This is a genomic window from Singulisphaera sp. GP187 (assembly GCF_900129635.1).
Lineage (GTDB): Bacteria > Planctomycetota > Planctomycetia > Isosphaerales > Isosphaeraceae > Singulisphaera.
The window spans coordinates 2,305,467-2,324,789 of record NZ_FSRB01000002.1; the positions used below are offsets into that span (position 1 = coordinate 2,305,467).

Here is a 19,323-nt window from a genome sequence, read left to right on the forward strand (position 1 = left end):
GAGCGTGAGCTCCCCAGCCGATTTCAAGGTGGGCCGTGCCCAACCAACAAGAGAAATCATTTCAAGACTTCTTCTCTTGTAGGGTGGGCACGGCCCACCAGTTTTCGACTTCTCGCTGTCCTGCTCATTGAGCCGGGGCCGTCTTCTCGGGGGGAACCACACCGGTGTCGATCCTTCCCTTGAAGGCGTCGATGACCTGCTCGACCTGGACCTTCCAGGCAACCGGCAGCGGCGGCTTGGGATAGATCCGCCACCACTGTTCGGCGGCTCCACGGTCGAGCGTCGTCTTGATCGTCTGCCCGTCCAGGGTGACGATCACGTCGGACGGGCCGCACACGGGGTCGCTCTTCAGGTGCCAGACGTTGACGTAGGCCATGTTCTGGACCTCGTCGAACCCATCCTGAACTCGGATGTATTGCGACGGTGCGATCTGGCGGAACGGATACCTGCGTTTGAACAGAACCCGCCCCATCTCGGTGTCCTTGCGGATTTCGAGGACGAGATAACGCGGCTTGTCGAGCGAAATCTCATGGGAGTCGGTATCGACTCGGTCACCGATCTCGTCGTTGGGCCGCCCTGGTTCGAGTTTGACGTCCTTCCGAGTGACGAACGTGCTGTCGATCCCATCCAGACCATAGCGAACCCAGATCTTCGCCGGCTTGGTGAGCGTGTGATTGATCACGAACCGATAGGCGAGCGGCGTGTGAGGGTGGAGGAAGCCTTGCCCCGGATGGCGCTCGAACTGATCGCCGTAAATCTTGATCAACTTTCGGTCACTCTGCCTGAGGGTGACATCAATCCCCTCCTTGCCGGGGGTCAAACGGAAGACGATCGCCGAGGCGGTGAGATCCTTGGGAAAGATCTGCCCGCGATAGAATGCACCCGGCTCGAGCGGGATCGAGACCGTCTCGGGGGTCGAGTCGGTGCGCTCCACGACGAACTCGACCGGATCGGCCGGATTGCCTGCGCCAATCGGCACCAACGTCCCCGCGGCTCCGCTCGACGTGTCAGCGCCTTTTTGATTGACCGACACCGGTAACCGGAGGTCGTGGCCGAGGAAGGCGACTGCGTCACCGGACGGGATCTCTCCCTCCGAGCGGACCTTGATACTTACGGTCATGCCTTCTTGGTCGTCGAGCGTGGGCTGCTGGGGCGCCTGGGCGTCGACGAGCAAACTGGCTCGGAGCATGATTTTCGCCTTCTCGACGGTTTTCCGGAGCTCATCGGAATCGCCGAAATCTTCCCCTGCTTTCTCAAGAAGGGCGAGGGTTTGCCGGGGCGCGAAGTCGTCGAGCAAGCGTTGGCCATGCCAGGTCGAGAGATCCCGGCGCAGGAACCGGATCCGCAGTTCGACGACCTTGTCGCGACCGACCTCGTCGGCCAAGGCAAGGACCCGAATCGCGCGATCGCTAGCGTCGAGGTATTCGTAAAGCAATTCGGGATTCGGCTTCTCGCCGATGGCGCTGAGCCGGGCGCGACGAAGGCTCCTGATCCGTTCCGAGAACTCGGCGAACTCGGCGAACGGGGATCCTCCCAGTTTTCGGCAGGCCCGGTCGTAGGTCTCGCGCAGCGAGGCGATTTCTTCCTTCTTGGCACCACCGATCTCGAGCAGTCCCAGTTCGAGCCGGGCGAGGCCGGAGGCGGTTCGCCAGAAGTTGGGGTCGGGGGGCGATTCTTCTTCGCTCGAGGTCGGGTCCAGATTCGTCGCCGACCGCGCGGCACGCTCGGCGCGGAACGCGTCCGACTCTCGCTTGAGGTGCCCTTCCGACCCGTCCGAGGACGAGGGCGAGCCGTCCGTCGGCGTCCCTTCCAGGCTTGAGGCGACGGGCCGCGAGCGAACTCGGTTGAGGAGTTTCATCCGGGTCTCGGCCGGAATCAGGGGGACCTTGAGGACCGTGTCGAGGTCGCGCCAGCGGCCCCCTTCCCACTGGTTGTGGAAGTCGTCGGTCAGTCCGCGAAACGACTCGGCAACCGCGCTGGTCTGACGCTTGATGCGCTGGATCTGCTCGTCGCGCCCCGCCAGGGGATCGCCGTCGGTTCGGAGCGGGGGAGGGACCGAGTGGATCAGTCGCGCCAGCTCCGCGGCCGAGTCAAGCAGTTCCTGAAACGCGGGGTCGAGACCGATTTCCAGTCGACCGCCGCGTCTCGCTCTCCATTCGCCGTAGTAGGGTAACTCCGCGGAGAGTTGCTCGGTCAGGTCGATGGCTTGCTCGCAGATCTCGGCGTTCTTGGTTGCGACTTGATAGGCTTCGTCCGCCAGGTCGAGAGCCTCGAGGCAGCGGGGAACGGCCGGCTCCGCGGCGAACAAGAGATCCTGGCCTTTGCGGCGGTGGATGTCCCCCGCCTCGACCCAAGGTCGGATCCAACGGTTGATTCGCTCGTCCGAAGCGGCCGCGCCCTCGGCGAGCGTGCGGGTCTGCATCGCCCTCTCGAGGGCCTCGCCGCGTCGACCTCGGAACGCGTTGCGGTCCGGACCTCGGGTCACGAAGGTGTCGGCCCAGACGACCAGTTGCGCCTCGGGGAACAAGGGACGACGATCGTCATCGAGGGCCGAGAGCCGCGCGATCGGTGAATCCGCTTTGCGACGACTCGTGAGGGTGCCGTGTCCCGACTCCGTTTTCTTCTTATCGAGAGCGCCAGGCGCTTTCTTGGCGCTGATTTCCCGCTTCGCGGGGGGGACCGGCCCCGGCTCCCCCTTTTTTTTCGCCTCGCCTTTGTCTGACTCTTTCTCTTTCTCGGTCACTGCCGCTGGCTCGTCCGCCTTCTCCGCTCCGTCCGCGTCGTCTCCAGGGGTGGCCGACTCGTCCCCACCGAGGATGAGATCGAGCGCCTCATTGATCGAGCCGCGGGCGTCTTCCAACGTTTTTTCTTGGGCTTTCTCCGGCGCGTTGGCCAACTGCTTTTCGAGGAGTGCCAGCGAACCTGCGAGTGCGGGAACTCGGGTCACCTCACCGGCCAGGTTGGGAAGGCTGTTCAGGGCCGACTCGGCCTCGGTCATCTCGCCGGAGCGGAAAAGGCGTTCGGCGCGAAGCAGAGCCTCTTGATACCGCAGCCAGGTTCGTGGCGCGGCGCGATACGGCTTTCGTTTCTGCCAATTGTCGCGTTCGGCCCAAGCCCGCTCCAGTCGTTTGAGGAATCGATTCGTTTCTTCCTTCTCCTCGTCACCCTCCGGTCGCGCCGCGGCCTGAGTCAGCTTGCGGGAGCGAGGAAGGGGGAAGTCGAGTGTGGTGTCACCGAAAAGCTCGGGGGTTTGCTCCGCCTGCCGGTGGTTGCGGACCCAGAGCGCGACCTGGGATCGGACGTAGCGGGTGAGCGATTGAACGGTGAGGCCATTCGGGGTGCTCCCCTTGCCCGCCAGGGCCTGTTCGACGAAATAGCCGAAAACGGAGCGATTGTCGAACTCGCTGGTGGCACTCGTCTGCCCTGGTGCGCATGAACTCAGGATGATCAGGCGTTTGACCGGATTCTCCGCCAGGTACGACCGGAGTTTGGGTAAGAAGCCGTTGGCGTAGACGCCCAGATTGCGATCGGTGCCAATCTGACCGGCATCCCAGATGAGAAACCGCGATTGGCTCGGAAACCGCTCGCCCGCGTCCTTGAACACCTCGAAAAGCTGTTCGAGCGAAATCGCAGACTGCTGCGCATCCGGCTCCGAGCTTTCCCCGATGATTCCGCCGTCGTCGCGGAGCAGAACCGCTCCCTTGTCGTCGACCACGCCCGCGGCCGAGACATAGAGCACCACCGGCCGATTGGCCGCCTTGTTCAAATAATCGCGGAGGACGTCGCGGAACGACCCGTAGTCCGACTCGGGCGCGGTGCCTCGCACGGCCCCCGTAATCTTTTCGATATCCGCGGCCTGGTGGCCGAGCCAGGGCCGAGTCAGCCCGCGCTGGGCGATCCAGCGGCCGCCAATCCCGCGGCGGGTGGGGTTAATCCAAAAGAGGAGCCAAATGAAGAGAACCAGGGCAATCACCATCCCGGTAAAGACCAGGATGAGTCGCGAGAGCCTCGGTTTGGAAATTCGTTGGGTATCGACCAGTCCGAATCGCCGACGGCCGGGCTGTAGCGTTGTTGTCGTCATAACCCGCTCAAAACCATGGGGACGAGACTTGCCGTAACACGGAGCGCAAAATCGACGGAGAGAATCTCGGCGTGCTCAGTTTACGATATTTCGCCTCGTGTTGTGACCGACTTTCTTCAGTATGATGGGCTGTTGGAAAGTGCGTCAATAACTTGTGTCCCAGAGCGCACACCTTCGCGTAGGAATTGAATCGGTTCCGTCTCGAAACTACGGCGCAACCGTCTCGGAGAAACGAGCCCGTTTCCGAATTCTTCCGCGAACCAAGGCCAGCCTTTCAGATCGCCCCGCCGATCGGCTATGCTCTTCACACGTTTCCGATGAGGTCAGGGGCTGGGAGTGTCCGATGGCAAGCCGACCGATTCATTGGCATGAAGGCATGTTCCTACGCCCTCAGCACTTCCAGGTCGCCGACCGGAATGTTCGGGAAGGTCTCCGCGACTCGGAAGATTGGTTCCACCCGTTCAACTGGGGCGTGCGCTCGGTGGAGTTTGACCGCGAAGCGTTCGGCAACTACTCGGCCGTGCTCCGGTCGTGCGAGGCCCGCTTCAAGGATGGGACCAAAATCTCGATCCCGGGGGACGGGACCGTCGATCCCGTCGAGCTGAGGAACGCCCTGGCGAGTGCGGGATCGGCGATGATCTACCTGGCGGTCCCCGCGCTCCAGGCCGGGCGCGCCAACGTCGAGGAGGTCCCGACCGCCAACGGCCCGCGGTACTGGGTCGACGAGTTGGAGATCACCGACGAAAACACCGGTAGCGAGGAGCAGGCGCTCCTGGTCCGGCGAACCCGCGCGCGCTTGCTGCTCTCGACCCAGGATCATACCGGCTACGAAGTGCTTCCCCTGGCACGGGTGGAGCGGGCCGCTCAGTTTGAAGCGCCTCCGCAACTGGATGTCGACTACGTGCCTCCGCTGCTCGTGCTGGACGCCTGGACGCCGCTCTGGCAGATGGTCCAGTCGCTCTACCACCAGATCGGGGCCAAGGTCGACCAACTGGCCGCCCAGATCGTGGACCGGAGCATCTCGTTCGATAGCCAGGTCCCGGGCGACGCGGAACGGTTGCTCAAGCTGGCCACCCTGAATGGAGCGCTCTCGGCGTTCGAGTCGATCGTCTTCGTCCGGGGCCTGACGCCACTGGTGCTCTTCCACGAGCTTTGCCGACTGGTCGGACAGCTTGCCATCTTCATGGACGCGCGCCGGCCGCCGGCGCTGCCGCCGTATGACCACGAGGACATCGGTGGTTGTTTCTACACCGTGATCAAGTATATTCAGCTCGGACTCGATACCATCGCCCCGTCGGCGTTCGAGAAGCGCTACTTCGAGAAGAACGGCGAACGGCTTCAGGTCAGCCTGGAACCCGGTTGGTTGAGCAGTACCAAGACCCTCTTCCTCGGGGTCGAGACCGAACTGGGGGATGATGATTGCGAACAGCTCCTCCGGGCGATGGATATGAAGCTGGGAAGCACGTCAAGGGTCGAGCAGATCTTCAAGCAGGCCTTGCGTGGTCTCAAGCTCGTGCCGATCGTGCGGCCGCCCCGTGCCCTGCCGGCGGGCACTGGAATTGTCTACTACCAGATCGAACGTGACCAGGTGTTCTGGCGTGACGTGGCCGATACTTGCTCCATGGCGATCCGCATGAACCTGGCGCGTGCGACCTTCCAGAGCGATCGGATCTTGTCGGTTGTGCCGCCCAAGGGAAGCAAGACCACCAACCTTCAATTCGCGCTGTTTATTATCTAAAATACTCAATATGACCGACCCCTTCGCCAGTCTCGTTAGCCCCGTGTTCCAGACCGTGCTCGATCTCCAGCAACGTCTGGAAGCGGGGGAGAACCCCCCGCTTGGCCCGGAACGGGAACAAATTGTCGTGGCCCTCGACGAAGCCGCGCGGAAGGCCGGCATCTCGAGCCAGTTGTCGCACGACTTTGAGCTCGCCAAGCACGCCTTGGTGTACTGGATCGACGAGATCCTGATCAACTCGCACTGGTCGCACGCCCTGGAATGGCGCCAGCAGATCTTGGAGTGGGAGATTTATCAGGAACGGCTCCGCGCCGATCGTTTTTTTGAGAAGGCCCACGAGGCCGAAGTGCTTGCCAACACCGACCCCCTGGAGACGTACTACCTGTGCGTAGCGCTCGGGTTTCGTGGGAAGTACGTGGAGAGCCAGCCGGAACTTCGCGCCTGGGCCGAGCGGATCTACAACCGGATTGCCTCGAGTGGTCTTCAACCCGAAAAGTTCCTGCCGGACGAGTCGCTCGAGCGTGAGCCCTTGAGCCCTTTACCCGGGCAGTCGATCTTGCTGGCCGTCAGTGTCCTGGTCTCGATCACGGCGTTGCTGACCCTGGCCTGCTTCGTCTTGGCCGTGCATCCACGATAAACGCCCCAATCCACCGAGAGGCAACGTGAGTTATTACTTCAGCGGATTCGGGCAGTGGGTGGCGTTGACCATTGGGGTCGCGATCACGGCGGTCGGCGCCTTTTTCTTGGCCCGTTGGTCCTGGCGTTGGTTTACCGTGCTCTGCATCGCGGTGGCGGCGGTCGTCTTCCTGTTCCTCCTGCCGATCCGCAATCCCGCACACGCATTCCTTGATGAGTCAACCCCCCCGCTCCTACTCAACTATTTCTGGCCCTGGATCTTCGTCTTGCTTGTCGGGTTTACCCTCTCGTTGATTTCGTTCGGCCGGCTCCTCTACCAGGGTCGAACGGCCGCCGTTCCCGACGGTCCGGTCGAGGGGGGAACCGACCAGTCGTCCGCGATCGACTCCGCGTGGCGGGAGATCCAGCTCCGGCTGAGCAATGCCCGCATCGAGCCGGGAGCGCAGCACGTCTATCTGGTCTTGGTCCCCGACGAAGGATGGGCCTCGGCGTTGGTCCATTCCGCCGGACTTCAACTCTTCGCCGAAGGCCCCGACGGCGAAGCGCCCGTGCATGCGTACGCGACGGCCGACGGCATCTTCCTGAGCGTGGCGGGGGCCTCGGCCTTCGGCGTCCAGAACGAGGAGGGGAGCCGAAGCCTCGAGAACGTCTGCCGACGGCTGCTGGCCGAACGTCCCAATTGCCCGGTCGTGCGCGGCGTGGTCGTCCTGTTCCCGATCACCTGGGCGGGCCAACCTGAATCGGTGAAATGGTCGTCGTCGGTGCGCGAAGACCTGCGGACGATCGAACGCGTGCTCAAGGTCCGCTGCCCGGTGTTCGCGGTCTTTTCCGAGATGGAAACGACCCCGGGGTTCCCCGAGTTCGTGGGGCGGATGTCGACCGCACTCCGGCAAAGCCGTTGCGGTTTCGCCGTTCCCGCGTCGCACCCGTTCAGCGGCGACCTGGTTCAAAACGGCCTGATCTGGATGTCAGGCTGGTATCACGGCTGGATTTTGAGCCTGATGGCCGATGACCTGTTCAACGTGCCCGGGAATAACCAACTCTTCAGCCTCGACATCGAATTCCGCCGCTATCGCAAGCGACTCCGATCCGTGCTGGAAGCGGCCTTCTCGACCCATCGGGAAACCGAGCCGATGCTGTTCCGCGGCTGTTACTTCACGGCGACCGGGGCGAATCCGCGCGAGCAGGCCTTCACGGCTGGACTCTTGCGTGGTCCGCGCGGTCGGATCCTCGCCGAGCATCCGGTGACCCAGTGGACCCAACAGGCCAAGGAGGATGACCGCTTCTACCGCAAGCTCGCCCTGGCAGTGGGGCTCGTGGGCGGTGGCCTTTCCCTGTTGACCTGGTTGGTCATCATCATGATGACGGGCAATGCAATCTGGTGGGCGGGGCCAGTCATCATGCTGATCGTCTGGCTGATCGTGGTTTTCCGCGTCGTCCGCTAGGACGCCGCCGTCAACTCACTGATGTAAGAATCCCATCCTAGGCGCGGTTCACCTTCGAGTGGCTCAAATCCGGTTCACCCGATCGAAAACCACTTTGAAGCGATCGTTCCGCGTTTCTTCGCTAACTTTGGTGGTCGACGACCCGGAACAGGACCAGGCCGGTCAAGAGCACGTCACCCGACGTGACCTTGGTCGAGCCCAGCACATGCACGAAGGTGCCGTTGCGGCTCTTCAGATCCTCGAGGATGAACTTGCCATCCTTGCGATAGATCCGCGCATGCATTCCGCTCACGGAGTTGTCGCTGGTCAGCGCAATGTGCGTGTTCGGTCCTTCGCGGCCGAGGATCGTCGCATCCTGTCTTGTGATCGGGAATCGAAGCCCCGGTTGACCGTTAGGCCGAATCAGGTCCAGAAAGGCCAGCGGTTCGAGATCACGGCTGCAGTATTCCTCGCCGTCTTCCCCGACCAAGGGCGCGGCCGGCTCGAACGCGGCCGGTTCATGAAACTCGATCGTCTGGTTGCCAACCCGAAACCGCATCCCATCGTTCAGCTCGGTCGGCTGAATCACCCGCAGGTAGACGCCGTTGATCGAGCCGAGATCCTCAACGACGAGGGTCGTGCGTTCGTAACGTAACTTCATGTGCCGCACGGCCATGCTGCTGAGGCCAGGAAACTCGGCGCTCGTCTTGGCACGACCGACGTTGAGGCCGTTGGCGTGGATTGGCCCCCAATCGCGCCACTGTCCTTGGTTGTCGAGGATCTGGAGCGTGAACGTGTACTTGGGGATCTTCAGTTTATCGAGGTCGACCCCGCCCAGGAACTGAGTCTTGGCGTATTCGTCCGACCCGCCCGCAAACGGGTCGAGCAGAGAGGGGGGAGCATCGTGGTGTGGCGGCGCACCGGCCCCCGGTTGGCCGGGATGGTGCATGCCGAATCCAGGAACCGGCTGCTGGGGCTGATCGGGCCAGCCGGGTGGTGGTGCCTGATGATGGCCCGGTCCCGGGGCCGGTTGCATGACCGGGGGTGTCTGATGAGCCGCGCCCGGCGGATACATTCCCGGATGCGCGGCCGGGGGCATGCCGGGCTGTGGCTGGGCGCCACCGGGAGGCAGATAGCCGTAAGGGAGAGCACCCGCCCCGGGGTGAGCCTGTGGCTGCGGCTGAGACTGGGGAGGCGCCGGGGGCGCTCCGCCGAGCATCTTGATCATCCAGCCGCGCAACCCGCCTCGACTCTCTTGGGGAGCGGGTGTCGGAGCCGCCTCCGCCGGAGGAGGATAGGCCGACGCATACGCCATTTCTCCGGTGGAGGTCGATGGCGTGTACGCGAGCTGGGGACCTGGTTTCGCAGGTTGCGGCGTCGGGGCATTGGGGCTCTGGGCCGACACCGGCGGGGCGACCGGACGCGGCTTGACTTTCTTGATCGGCCTGGGCGGCGGTGCCGCCGCAGGTGTAGCGGTCTCCCTCTCGTCGGGATAGTCCGACCGCTCCACCGGACTGGCTTTGCGTGCCGTGGCCGGCGCTTTCGCGGGCGTGATCTGCCTGGGACGCGCCGGCGGGATCGTCCGACAAGGATCGAGATCGGCTCCGCAACTTGGACAGCGCGTGAGATCGTCGCCGACAGTCGCATCGCATCGGGGACAGATTTGCGCCATCCGACTTCTCCGGCTCGCTAAAGAACCCGCGACATCGAATTCGAGTCAATCCGGACTTGCTTCGGGCCACCAGCAAAAATCGCGACGGTCCCGATGCAAGTATCGGCACTAACCCAGTGGATTCGTACACTATAGGCGTTGCGGCCCCCCTCGTCAAAGTGCGTTCGAACGAATGAGGCCTGATTTATTACGCGCGATTTTCAAGCGGGTGACGCAGGTGACAGCCTGCGCGCTCTGAGCTTCGACATTGCAGAATGTCAGTGGTCCGATCGTGGACGATCGAAATCGCCAAATCTCACCGGTACGGTGTCCCTTTCTGGCAAACGGCCAGTATGATGTTGGCTCCTCTCCCCAGCGACCTCCCACGCGAAACGTTGCCGGTTGTTGAGACGGCAAGTTACGGTCGACGCAACCAACGCCGCGGCGCCGACAATCTCGAAAGTTCAGGGCTTGCTCGTCCGACGTTCGGAAAAGGTTTACCATGAATGCGAAAGAGTTTCTGGACCGCGGTCAGCTCACGGACTCGATCCGTGCATTGAACGAGGAAATCAAGGCCAATCCGACCGACCTCGAGCTGCGCACCATTCTCTTTCAGTTGCATTGCTACGCCGGCGACCTCGTCCGCGCGGAGAAGCAACTCGACGTGGTTCGCACCAAGAGTACCGAGATCGCGTACGTCAACGGACTGCGGGTCTATCAGGGCCTTTTAAACGCGGAGCGGGCGCGAACGCAGCTCTTCGAGAAGGGCGAACGCCCGCGTTTTCTCGTGAGGCCGCCGGAGAGCGTGACCCTTCACCTCGACGCCCTCGATTCGACCCGAGAAGGACGCTTCGAAGAGGCTCGAGCCCTGCTCGAGCGGGCGGCCGCGAGCCACGAGGCCGTCCGAGGCACCGCGGACGGGGTGGAATTCGACGACTTTCGGGATGCGGACGACATTTTGGCCCCGGTACTCGAGGTCTTCTCAACGACCGGTTACTACTGGGTCCCCTGGGCTCACGTCCAATTCCTCGAAGTCCCCAAGCCGAAGACGTTGCTCGACCTGCTCTGGGCGCCGGCGAAGCTGGCAACCTATGACGGTCAACTCGGTGAGGTCTACCTCCCGAGCCTCTATCCGGGGACGTCGGCGAGCCCCGATGGTCCGCTCCGACTCGGACGCCAGACCGACTGGGTGGACGTCGGCTCCGGAATCATTCGAGGAGTGGGCCGCAAGTCGTTCCTGGTGGGCGAAGAGGTACGGACGCTGCAAGAACTCGGCCAAGCGCAGTTTCCCATGGCAGAAGGCACGACGGGCGAGCTGGACCCGGAATCGCCGGCGGGAGATCGATCCTGACCATGGCCACGACATCGGTTCTGAACGTCGAGGAGTGTCTTTCACCGATCCCAGGGGATAACCCGTCGGGACGCAACCTCGCCTACGAGGCCGTTTACGACGAACTGCGCGAAGCGCGACGGTCCGAGGACGACACCCTGCAAGGGGACTGGCAGCGCAAGGCCAAGGTCGCGGACTGGGAGCGCGTCATCGAGCTGGGCATGGAGATCCTCCAGGGCCAGTCGAAGGATCTGCAAGTCGCCGCCTGGATCACCGAGGCGCTCGGCCGTCGGCACGCGTTCGGCGGTCTCCGCGACGGCTTCTTGCTGATGCTTGGGATCCAGGAGCAGTTCTGGGAAACCTATTACCCCGAGATCGACGATGGCGATCTCGAGTCACGCTCCGGCCCGTTCATCTTCCTTGAGAGTGTGGTCGCTCCCTTGATCCGCAGCCTCCCCTTGTGCCGCGGATTCGGCGACGAGCGGTACTCCTACTACCGCTGGCAGGAGTCGCGAGCGACTGACAACGCCGGGCTGAAAAGCCAGGATGCGATGGATGCGTTGATCGCGGAAGGAAAGATCACCGGCCAGCAGTTCGACGATGCGGTGGCCCAAACGCCCAAGTCGTTCTACGAGACCTTGGTCGAGGACCTTCGTGGGAGCATTGATGCGCTCAAGGCTCTCGATGACAGCATGGATCAACGGTTAGGGCGGGACTCGCCGGGGGTGGTCTCGGTCCGTAAAGCGCTCACCGATTGCCGCAACGTCCTCGAGCCGATTCTGAACCTGAAACGATCGCTCGAACCCGAGCCCGAGGATGAGACGGCGGAGCCCGAAACCGCGGACGAATTCGGTTCCGCTGAGCCGGATGGCTCGTACGATGACGAGCCGCAAGTCGCCGCGCCCCGGCGCCGAGTGCGGCCCGCCCGGTCCACCGGTGGCCCGATCACGAGCGTGGCCGATGCCCACCAACGGATCCTCGAAGCGAGCGCCTACCTGAGAGAGAACGATCCGAGCAGTCCGGCCCCGTTCCTCGTCGTCCGGGCCCTGCGGATGGGGGAATTGTACGGCCAAGGCCAACAACCCGCGGACGTCTCCGTCTGTGAAGCACCCTCGAGCGAGGTTCGGATGAGCCTCAGAAAGCTCGCCCAGGAGGGGGAGTGGACCCAACTCTTGGAAGAGGCCGAACAGGCGCTCGGCCGGCCCGAAGGAACGGCCTGGCTCGATGCACACCGCTATGCACTCGCCGCGATGGCATCGGGCGATATCGACCGCTCGTCGGCCGCGCTGGCGTGTCGCAGCTTGCTGCGAACCTACCTGACCGACTTCCCGGAGCTGAGCAACTCGGAGCTGGGCGACGGAACCCCGACGGCGAATGCCGAGACCCGAAACTGGCTCCTGGAAGAGATCGTCCCACCTGCTCCTGAACCGGTCGCCTCGGAACCTGACGAACCGGTCACTTATGAACCGCCTCCGATGGAACCGTATGTTCCCGACGCCAGCGAGCGAGCGGCCGATGAGCCGGCGGACGTCTGGACCGAGGCCCTTGAGCTGGTCCAGGGGAAGCGGATCAACGAAGCGATCGACTTGATTCGGCGCGCCTTGGCCATGGCCTCGAGCGGTCGCGAACGGTTCCAACGCAAACTGCAACTCGCCGAACTCTGTCTGATGGCGAATCGCCATCAAGTCGCGCTGCCGCTTTCCGAAGATTTGGCGCGGCTGGTGGATGAATTCCGTTTAGAGGAATGGGAATCCGAACAGCTTTGCGCTCGGGTTTGGGCGGCATTCTACCGCTGCCTCCGCGCCGTCGGTGCCGGGAGCTCGGCCGCGGAGAAACTGCAACCCGTTTTTGCTCGCCTCTGCCGCCTCGACATCAACCAGGCACTGGCGTTGGAGGGAGACCACCCTCACTAATCCATGCATGGGGTTATACCCCCCAAGGTCCGCGGCTCGGAGGCCGCGGACCGAACGCTCTCGAGCCAAGGAAGCGACTTGCCTTTCCTCGCGTGCACGCCGAGGAATTCGATTGACACAAACGCTTCAAGGCCACATCCTTGAGCCCTGATACCGCAGTGATGTTACCTTACCTACCCCTCTCGGATTCGAACGTGTTCCGTTCGGGAGAAAAAAACAGATGCCGTCATTCGAGAGCACCCAACACAAGCTGGATCGCGTGCGTCGTCCCCGCGTCCATTTGACTTACGACGTCGAAATCGGTGGCGCCATCCAGGTCAAGGAACTGCCTTTCGTCATGGGCGTTCTGGCCGACCTTTCGGGCAAGCCGATCGAGTCCTTGCCCAAGATGAAGGACCGCAAATTCGTTGAAATCGACCGCGACAATTTCAACAAGGTCCTGAACGCAATCAAGCCTCGGCTGGCGTTCCAGGTGGACAACACCCTGCAGAACGACAACACCAAGATCAACGTTGAGCTTAAATTTGGGCATATGAACGACTTCGAGCCTGAACAGGTCGTTCGCCAGATCGAGCCGCTCCGCAAACTTCTCGAAGCACGTGACCGGCTCTCCGACCTCGTGACCAAGATGGACGGTAACGACACGCTCGAGCAGCTGCTCCAGGACGTGGTCAACAATACCGATTCGTTGAAGAAGTTGAGCAGCGAGACGGGACGCGTCGAGTCCAAGTCGGAGGAGTCTTAAGATGAGCGAAGCCGCCGAACAAAGTCAGCCGACGTCGGCTACCACATCGCACGAGGAGGTCAGCCTCCTCGACCAGATTATCTCGCAAGGCCGGATGGCTCGTGACGAGGAGCAGAGGGCGCTTGCGAAGGATTTGATCGGTGAGTTCGTCGATCAGGTCATGACCGGGACCATGAGGGTGTCGAAAGACACGCAGGCGATGATCAACGCGCGGATCGCGCAGATCGACATCCTGCTCTCCAAGCAGCTCAACGCGGTCCTGCACCACGAGGACTTTCAGAAGCTGGAGGCGTCCTGGCGCGGACTGCACTACGTCGTCCATCAGTCCGAGACGGGACCGACGCTCAAGATCAAGGTCATGAACGTCTCGAAGAAAGACCTCCTCAAGGACATGGAGCGCGCTCCCGAGTTCGACCAGAGCGCCTTGTTCAAGAAGGTCTACGAGGAAGAATTCGGCACGTTCGGCGGTTCCCCGTTCGGCGCGTTGGTCGGCGACTACGAGTTCAGTCGTAGTACCCAGGACATCGCGCTGATGGAGAAGATCTCGAACGTGGCCGCCGCAGCGCACGCCCCGTTCATGACCGCCGCCAGCCCCCAGTTGTTCAACTGGGACGATTTCACCGAGATGTCCGGTCCGCGTGATCTGAGCAAGACCTTCGAGACCAACGATTACGTCAAGTGGCGCTCGTTCCGTGACTCGGAGGATTCTCGCTACGTCGGCCTCTGCCTCCCGCATATCTTGATGCGGACGCCTTATGGGCGTGACAACACTCCGGTCGAAGCGTTCAACTTCGAGGAGGACGTCGACGGTGCCGATCACAAGAAGTATCTCTGGGGCAATGCGGCCTACGCCTTCGCGACCCGCTTGACCGAGTCGTTCGCCCGCCACCACTGGTGCGCGGCGATCCGAGGGGTGGAAGGGGGCGGCCTGGTCAGTGGCTTGCCGGTCCACACCTTCAGCACGGACGAAGGGGACGTGGCCCTGAAGTGCCCCACCGAGATCGCAATCACCGACCGTCGCGAGAAAGAGCTCGCGGATCTCGGCTTCATCCCACTGGTGCACTGCAAGAATACCGACTACGCCGCGTTCTTCAGCGCCCAGTCGGCCCAGAAGTCCAAGCTCTACAACACCGACGCCGCCAATGCCAATGCCCGGCTCTCGAGCCAGTTCCAGTACATCATGGCGGTGTCGCGGATTGCCCACTACCTGAAGTCGATGATGCGCGACAAGCTGGGCAGCTTCATGAGCCGCAGCCAGTGCGAAACGTTCCTCAACACCTGGATCGCCCAGTACGTCACGACCGACGACTCCGCGAGCCAGGAGACGAAGTCGCAATATCCGCTGCGTGAAGCCCGGATTGATGTCATGGAGGTACCCGGCAAGCCGGGCGCCTACAAGGCGATCGCGTTCCTCCGCCCGCACTTCCAGCTCGACGAGCTGACGGTTTCGCTCCGCATGGTGGCCGAACTGCCGCCTCCGGCGTCGGGCGGTTGATCGCAGGGTGGGCTTCCGTCTGGTGACGTCGAGGACCGTTCGAGAAATCTCGTGGGACCGACGTCACCAAGATGCCAGGATGTCGTAATGAAAGTAAGCCCGGTGGGGATGGCCGACCGGACCAAAAGCGGAAACCTGTGAGGAGTTGCTGCAATGGCTGTTGACATGTTTCTGAAGATTACTGATGTCAAAGGTGAATCAAAAGACAAGTCGCACTCCGGCGAGATCGAGATCGAGTCCTTCAGTTGGGGAGCGACCCAACTCGGTGCCTCCTCACACGGGACCGGGGCTGGTGCCGGCAAGGTCTCGATGAACGACTTCCACTTCGTGATGCGGAACAACTCGGCGTCGCCGACCCTCTTCCTCTTCTGTGCCAACGGCAAGCACCTCAAGGAAGCGAAGCTGACCTGCCGCAAGGCCGGCGGTACCCAGCAGAACTTCATGGTGGTCACGCTCTCCGACGTTCTCGTCTCGAGCTACCAGACCGGCGGGTCGCAAGGGGGCGAAGTCCCCATGGACCAGATCAGCCTGAACTACTCGAAGGTCGAGATCGACTACCTGGCCCAGGACGAGAAGGGCATCACGAAGTCGGCCGGCAAGAAGCACTGGGACATGAAGACCAACACGGGCGGCTGAGTGCCGCCAAGCCTGAGTGGGGCTGGATCCCATCAGGCCGGCGGTTGCGGCACCATCACGAGCCAAAAAAAACGCGTCGCACCGGAGGCCTTTCGGGCCCCCGGTGGCGTTTTTGTTTTGGCGGGCCGCGAACGGCGGCCATAATGACTGCCGAGAAAAACGAAATGAGGAGGTCCGATGCCGCGAGCGCCAATCGAATACTCTTTGTTGCCCTCGGTTCTCGACCGGCTGATCGACCTTGAACCGAAAGTCTCGACCGAGTCGCAGTCCGGGCGAAATCCGCTCCCGGCGCAGATCAAGGAGTCGGTCAAGCGCGACCTCGAATGGCTCTTGAACAGCAAACAACTCCTGGCGCAATGGCCCGAGGATTTGCGACAGCTCTCATGTTCGATCTTGACCTATGGGATGCCGGACTTTTCGTCCTCGAGCTTGAGCAATGCCCTTCACCAGGACAAGCTGAGGCGCACGGTCGAGGAAGCGATCGCTCGGTTCGAGCCTCGACTCTCCCGAGTCTCGGTCACGACCGTCGAGGGGCGTGAATTTGATCGGAGCCTTCGGTTTCGGATCGATGCCATGCTCCGGGTCGATCCCGCGCCCGAGCCGGTCACGTTCGACTCCGTGCTCCAGTTGACGACCCGGGCCTTCGTCGTGCAGGGTGATTAAGCAATGATCGACGAGCTGCTGCACTACTACAACGGCGAGCTGGCCTACCTGCGCGAGCTCGGGGCCGAGTTCGCCCAGAAGTACCCCAAGGTGGCGGCCCGACTGCTCCTGGAGTCGGACAAGTGCGAAGACCCGCACGTGGAACGCCTGCTCGAAGGGGTGGCCTTCCTGACCGCGCGGATTCGCCATAAGATCGACGATGAGTTTCCTGAGATCACCGACTCGCTCCTCGGAGTTCTCTACCCTCACTTTCAGCGTCCGCTTCCCTCGTTGTCGATCGTGCAGTTCGTGCTCAACCGGGCGCAGGCCAACCTCGCCGAAGGGTTCACGATCGAGCGCGGGAGCCGGATCAATTCGCGGCCGGTCAATGGGGCCCCCTGCCCGTTCCGAACCACCTACCCGGTCACGCTCTGGCCGATCGAAGTCGTAGCCGCGCGGCTCGATCCGGACCGGGTCGTCGTGGCCGGCAAGCCCCCGGGGGCCGTCGCGCTCCTGCAACTGACCCTCTCGTGCCTCGGGGGAGCGCAATTCTCGCAGCTTGCGATCGATCGATTGCGCTTCTATCTCGACGGCTCAGGCCCCTTGCCTTACAGCCTTTACGAGCTTCTCCTCAATAATGTTTGTCAGGTCCAAGTCCGGAGTAAACTCGAGGATGGGCGGTATGAGTCCCTCGTGCTCCCCCCCGACGCGATTGAATCGGTCGGGTTCGGCCGCGATGAAGGGATGTTCGACTATCCGAACCGGTCGTTCCTTGGCTACCGCCTGATCCAGGAGTATTTCGCGCTTCCGGAGAAGTTCCTGTTCTTCGATCTGACCGGTCTCCAAGCCCTCTTCGGCCGAAAATTTGGCGGGTCGATCGAGTTGATGTTCTTCCTGAACCGTTCGCCTCGGAACGAGCTGCCGGTGCAGGCCGACACATTCCGGCTCGGCTGTACGCCGGTCGTCAACCTCTACACCACGGTCGCCGAGCCGATCTCGCTCAGCCAGACGCAGTACAAGTATCGGGTGGTCCCCGACGTCCATCGCCAGATGGCCACCGAGGTCTACTCGATCGATCGGGTGTCCAGCGTCGGCGGGTTCCTCGACGAACCGTTGGCCTACGAACCGTTCTACTCGATGCGCCATGCACGGCAAGGCGAAGCGCCGGGGGCCTACTGGTATTCGACTCGGCGCGCCTCCCAGGTGAAGGACGACCCGGGAACCGAAGTGGAACTCTCATTCGTTGATCCCGGCTTCAACCCCAAGCTCCCTGCCAGCGAGACGATCACAGTTCACGTCACCTGCACGAATCGCGACTTGCCGAGCCGATTGCCCTTTGGCGGCGAGCAAGGAGACTTTGAGCTCGAAGGGCAAGGACCGGTGAGCCGCGTCCGCTGCCTGCGTAAGCCGACCAAGCCGCTCCGTCCCCCCTTGGGGCGGAACGCCCAGTGGCGTCTGATCTCGCTACTCTCGCTCAATCACCTCTCGCTGGCCGACACCGAGCAAGGGCTGGACGCACTGCATGAAATCTTAATGATCTATAACTTCGCCGATAGCGCGGCGACCCGGCAGCAGATCGCTGGCGTGACCGGAGTGTCGAGCCGGCGGGTTCCGGTCCGCACCGGTCGGAAGATCGGCAGCGCCGTTTGCCTTGGGACCGAGGTGACCGTCGAGTTCGACGAGACCCACTTCGTGGGGGGCGGCGTTTTTCTGCTCGCCAGTGTGCTGGACCGATTCTTCGGGCTCTATACGTCGATCAATTCATTTACCAGGATGGTCGCCAAGACGCGACAGCGCGAAGGAATCTTGAAGCAATGGCCACCCCGAGCCGGCGAACGGACCCTCCTCTAGAGCAAACGCTGTTTGAGGAGCCCTATCGGTTCGATTTTTTTCAGGCGGTCAGGCTCCTGGCCCGGCTGAACCCGGAGCGCGCCTCGGTCGGCCGCGAAGGACCGGCCAACCGTGAAGTTGTCCGGTTCCTGACCCATCTCACGATGAGCTTCCCGGCCAGCTCGATCCGAAGCCTTGAACCTCGCGACCTCCCGGGCGCGGCGCCTGGCATGCGGGTCAACTTCTTCGGCTTGACCGGCCCCTCAGGCGTGCTCCCCCACGTCTACACCGAACTGCTGATGGAGCGTTCGCGACTCGGGGATCACTCGCTCGCGGCCTTCTTCGATCTGATCAACCACCGGCTCATCTCACTCTTTTACAGAGCCTGGGAAAAACATCATTTCATTGTCGCGCGCGAGCACGGCGGCGATGAACCGTTCGCCCGCCACCTCTTCGACCTGATCGGGCTCGGGACCACGGCACTCCGGAACCGCCACGAATTCCCTGACGCCGCGCTCCTGCCTTATTCCGGTTTTTTCGCTCGCAGGCAACGTCCCGCCGTGGTCCTGGAGAGTCTCCTGCGCGACTATTTCGATTTCCCGATCGAGATCGAGCAGTTCGTCGGCCGTTGGCTTCAACTCGAACCGAGCGATTGCTCTTCCCTGGGGGCATTGGGTCGCAACAACGAACTCGGTGGGAGCCTGGTTCTCGGATCGCGCGCCTGGGACGCGCAAGGGAAGATTCGGATTCGACTCGGCCCACTCTCCTTCGACCGGTTCCAAGCGTTGCAACCCGACGGTCCGGAGTTCCTCGCCGTGGCCCAGATGGTCCGGCTCTTCGTCGACGTCGAATTCGAGTTCGACGTCCAACTCATTCTAAAGGCCGAAGACGTCCCCCCTTGCCGTCTCTCCTCGCAAGGAAGCGGCGGCGCCCGCCTGGGACGCCACGCCTGGCTTCGGAGTCGTCCGCTCCAAAAAGATGTCGACGACGCCGTGTTTACTTCGAGCGTCTAGACATGTTGTTTTGTGGCAATATCGCCACGTTACCAGGATTTCCCCCCGAGTCCCATCAACACCGGTGCCGTCCCTTGGTCATTAGTCTTCGCTCGCCTTACCAAGGCGAGCGGGGAGCGTGAGCTCCCTGTCCTCCGATGGACGAAGAGCCTCCCGTAACGTGACGACGGTCTCCAATTTGTAGGGTGG

13 protein-coding genes are annotated in these 19,323 nt (G+C 62.5%); 11 read left to right on the forward strand and 2 right to left on the reverse strand.

All coding sequences use genetic code 11. The features are described from left to right. Positions 1-124: 124 nt before the first annotated feature. Entirely contained in the window at positions 125-4,081 is a 3,957-nt protein-coding gene (locus BUS42_RS33360; protein WP_074314343.1) for a hypothetical protein, read from the reverse strand. 343 nt (positions 4,082-4,424) lie between these two features. Between BUS42_RS33360 and tssK the strand changes: the two genes are divergently transcribed. From tssK to BUS42_RS33375, 3 genes are read left to right on the forward strand one after another with little or no spacing between them, the layout of a single operon-like run. Then, positions 4,425-5,819 (forward strand): type VI secretion system baseplate subunit TssK, encoded by a 1,395-nt coding sequence (gene tssK / locus BUS42_RS33365; protein ID WP_074314345.1) that lies wholly within the window; start codon positions 4,425-4,427, stop codon positions 5,817-5,819. Between the two features lie 10 nt (positions 5,820-5,829). Beyond that, complete coding sequence (locus BUS42_RS33370; protein ID WP_074314347.1) at positions 5,830-6,456, forward strand: DotU family type IV/VI secretion system protein; 627 nt, start codon at positions 5,830-5,832, stop codon at positions 6,454-6,456. A gap of 25 nt (positions 6,457-6,481) precedes the next feature. Continuing rightward, complete coding sequence (locus BUS42_RS33375; RefSeq protein ID WP_074314349.1) at positions 6,482-7,900, forward strand: type VI secretion protein IcmF/TssM N-terminal domain-containing protein; 1,419 nt, start codon at positions 6,482-6,484, stop codon at positions 7,898-7,900. Positions 7,901-8,021: 121 nt separating this feature from the next. On the opposite strand, the gene BUS42_RS42230 is transcribed toward BUS42_RS33375, so the two are convergent. Continuing rightward, positions 8,022-9,551, reverse strand: a complete 1,530-nt coding sequence (locus BUS42_RS42230) for an FHA domain-containing protein (RefSeq protein WP_083670942.1) — start codon at positions 9,549-9,551, stop codon at positions 8,022-8,024. A gap of 481 nt (positions 9,552-10,032) precedes the next feature. On the opposite strand from BUS42_RS42230, the gene BUS42_RS33385 reads away from it, so the two are divergent. From BUS42_RS33385 to tssG, 8 genes are all read left to right on the forward strand, one after another. Then, on the forward strand, positions 10,033-10,881 hold the full coding sequence (locus tag BUS42_RS33385; RefSeq protein ID WP_074314353.1) for a type VI secretion system accessory protein TagJ: 849 nt from the start codon (positions 10,033-10,035) through the stop codon (positions 10,879-10,881). Between the two features lie 2 nt (positions 10,882-10,883). Next, entirely contained in the window at positions 10,884-12,773 is a 1,890-nt protein-coding gene (tssA, locus tag BUS42_RS33390; protein WP_074314355.1) for a type VI secretion system protein TssA, read from the forward strand. Between the two features lie 220 nt (positions 12,774-12,993). Then, the gene (tssB, locus tag BUS42_RS33395) at positions 12,994-13,518 is read left to right on the forward strand and encodes a type VI secretion system contractile sheath small subunit (protein ID WP_074314357.1); all 525 of its coding nucleotides are present in this window, start codon (positions 12,994-12,996) and stop codon (positions 13,516-13,518) included. A gap of 1 nt (position 13,519) precedes the next feature. Further along, positions 13,520-15,013: a type VI secretion system contractile sheath large subunit gene (tssC, locus tag BUS42_RS33400; protein WP_074314359.1), complete on the forward strand. Its 1,494-nt coding sequence runs from the start codon at positions 13,520-13,522 to the stop codon at positions 15,011-15,013. Positions 15,014-15,166: 153 nt separating this feature from the next. After that, positions 15,167-15,649: an Hcp family type VI secretion system effector gene (locus BUS42_RS33405; RefSeq protein ID WP_074314361.1), complete on the forward strand. Its 483-nt coding sequence runs from the start codon at positions 15,167-15,169 to the stop codon at positions 15,647-15,649. Positions 15,650-15,826: 177 nt separating this feature from the next. After that, the gene (gene tssE / locus BUS42_RS33410) at positions 15,827-16,312 is read left to right on the forward strand and encodes a type VI secretion system baseplate subunit TssE (protein ID WP_074314363.1); all 486 of its coding nucleotides are present in this window, start codon (positions 15,827-15,829) and stop codon (positions 16,310-16,312) included. 3 nt (positions 16,313-16,315) lie between these two features. Further along, complete coding sequence (gene tssF, locus BUS42_RS33415; RefSeq protein WP_074314365.1) at positions 16,316-18,142, forward strand: type VI secretion system baseplate subunit TssF; 1,827 nt, start codon at positions 16,316-16,318, stop codon at positions 18,140-18,142. Further along, positions 18,106-19,134, forward strand: coding sequence for a type VI secretion system baseplate subunit TssG (gene tssG, locus BUS42_RS33420; RefSeq protein WP_074314367.1), 1,029 nt, complete (start codon positions 18,106-18,108; stop codon positions 19,132-19,134). Before tssF ends, tssG begins: the two co-directional genes overlap by 37 nt. The last annotated feature ends 189 nt before the right edge of the window (positions 19,135-19,323 follow it).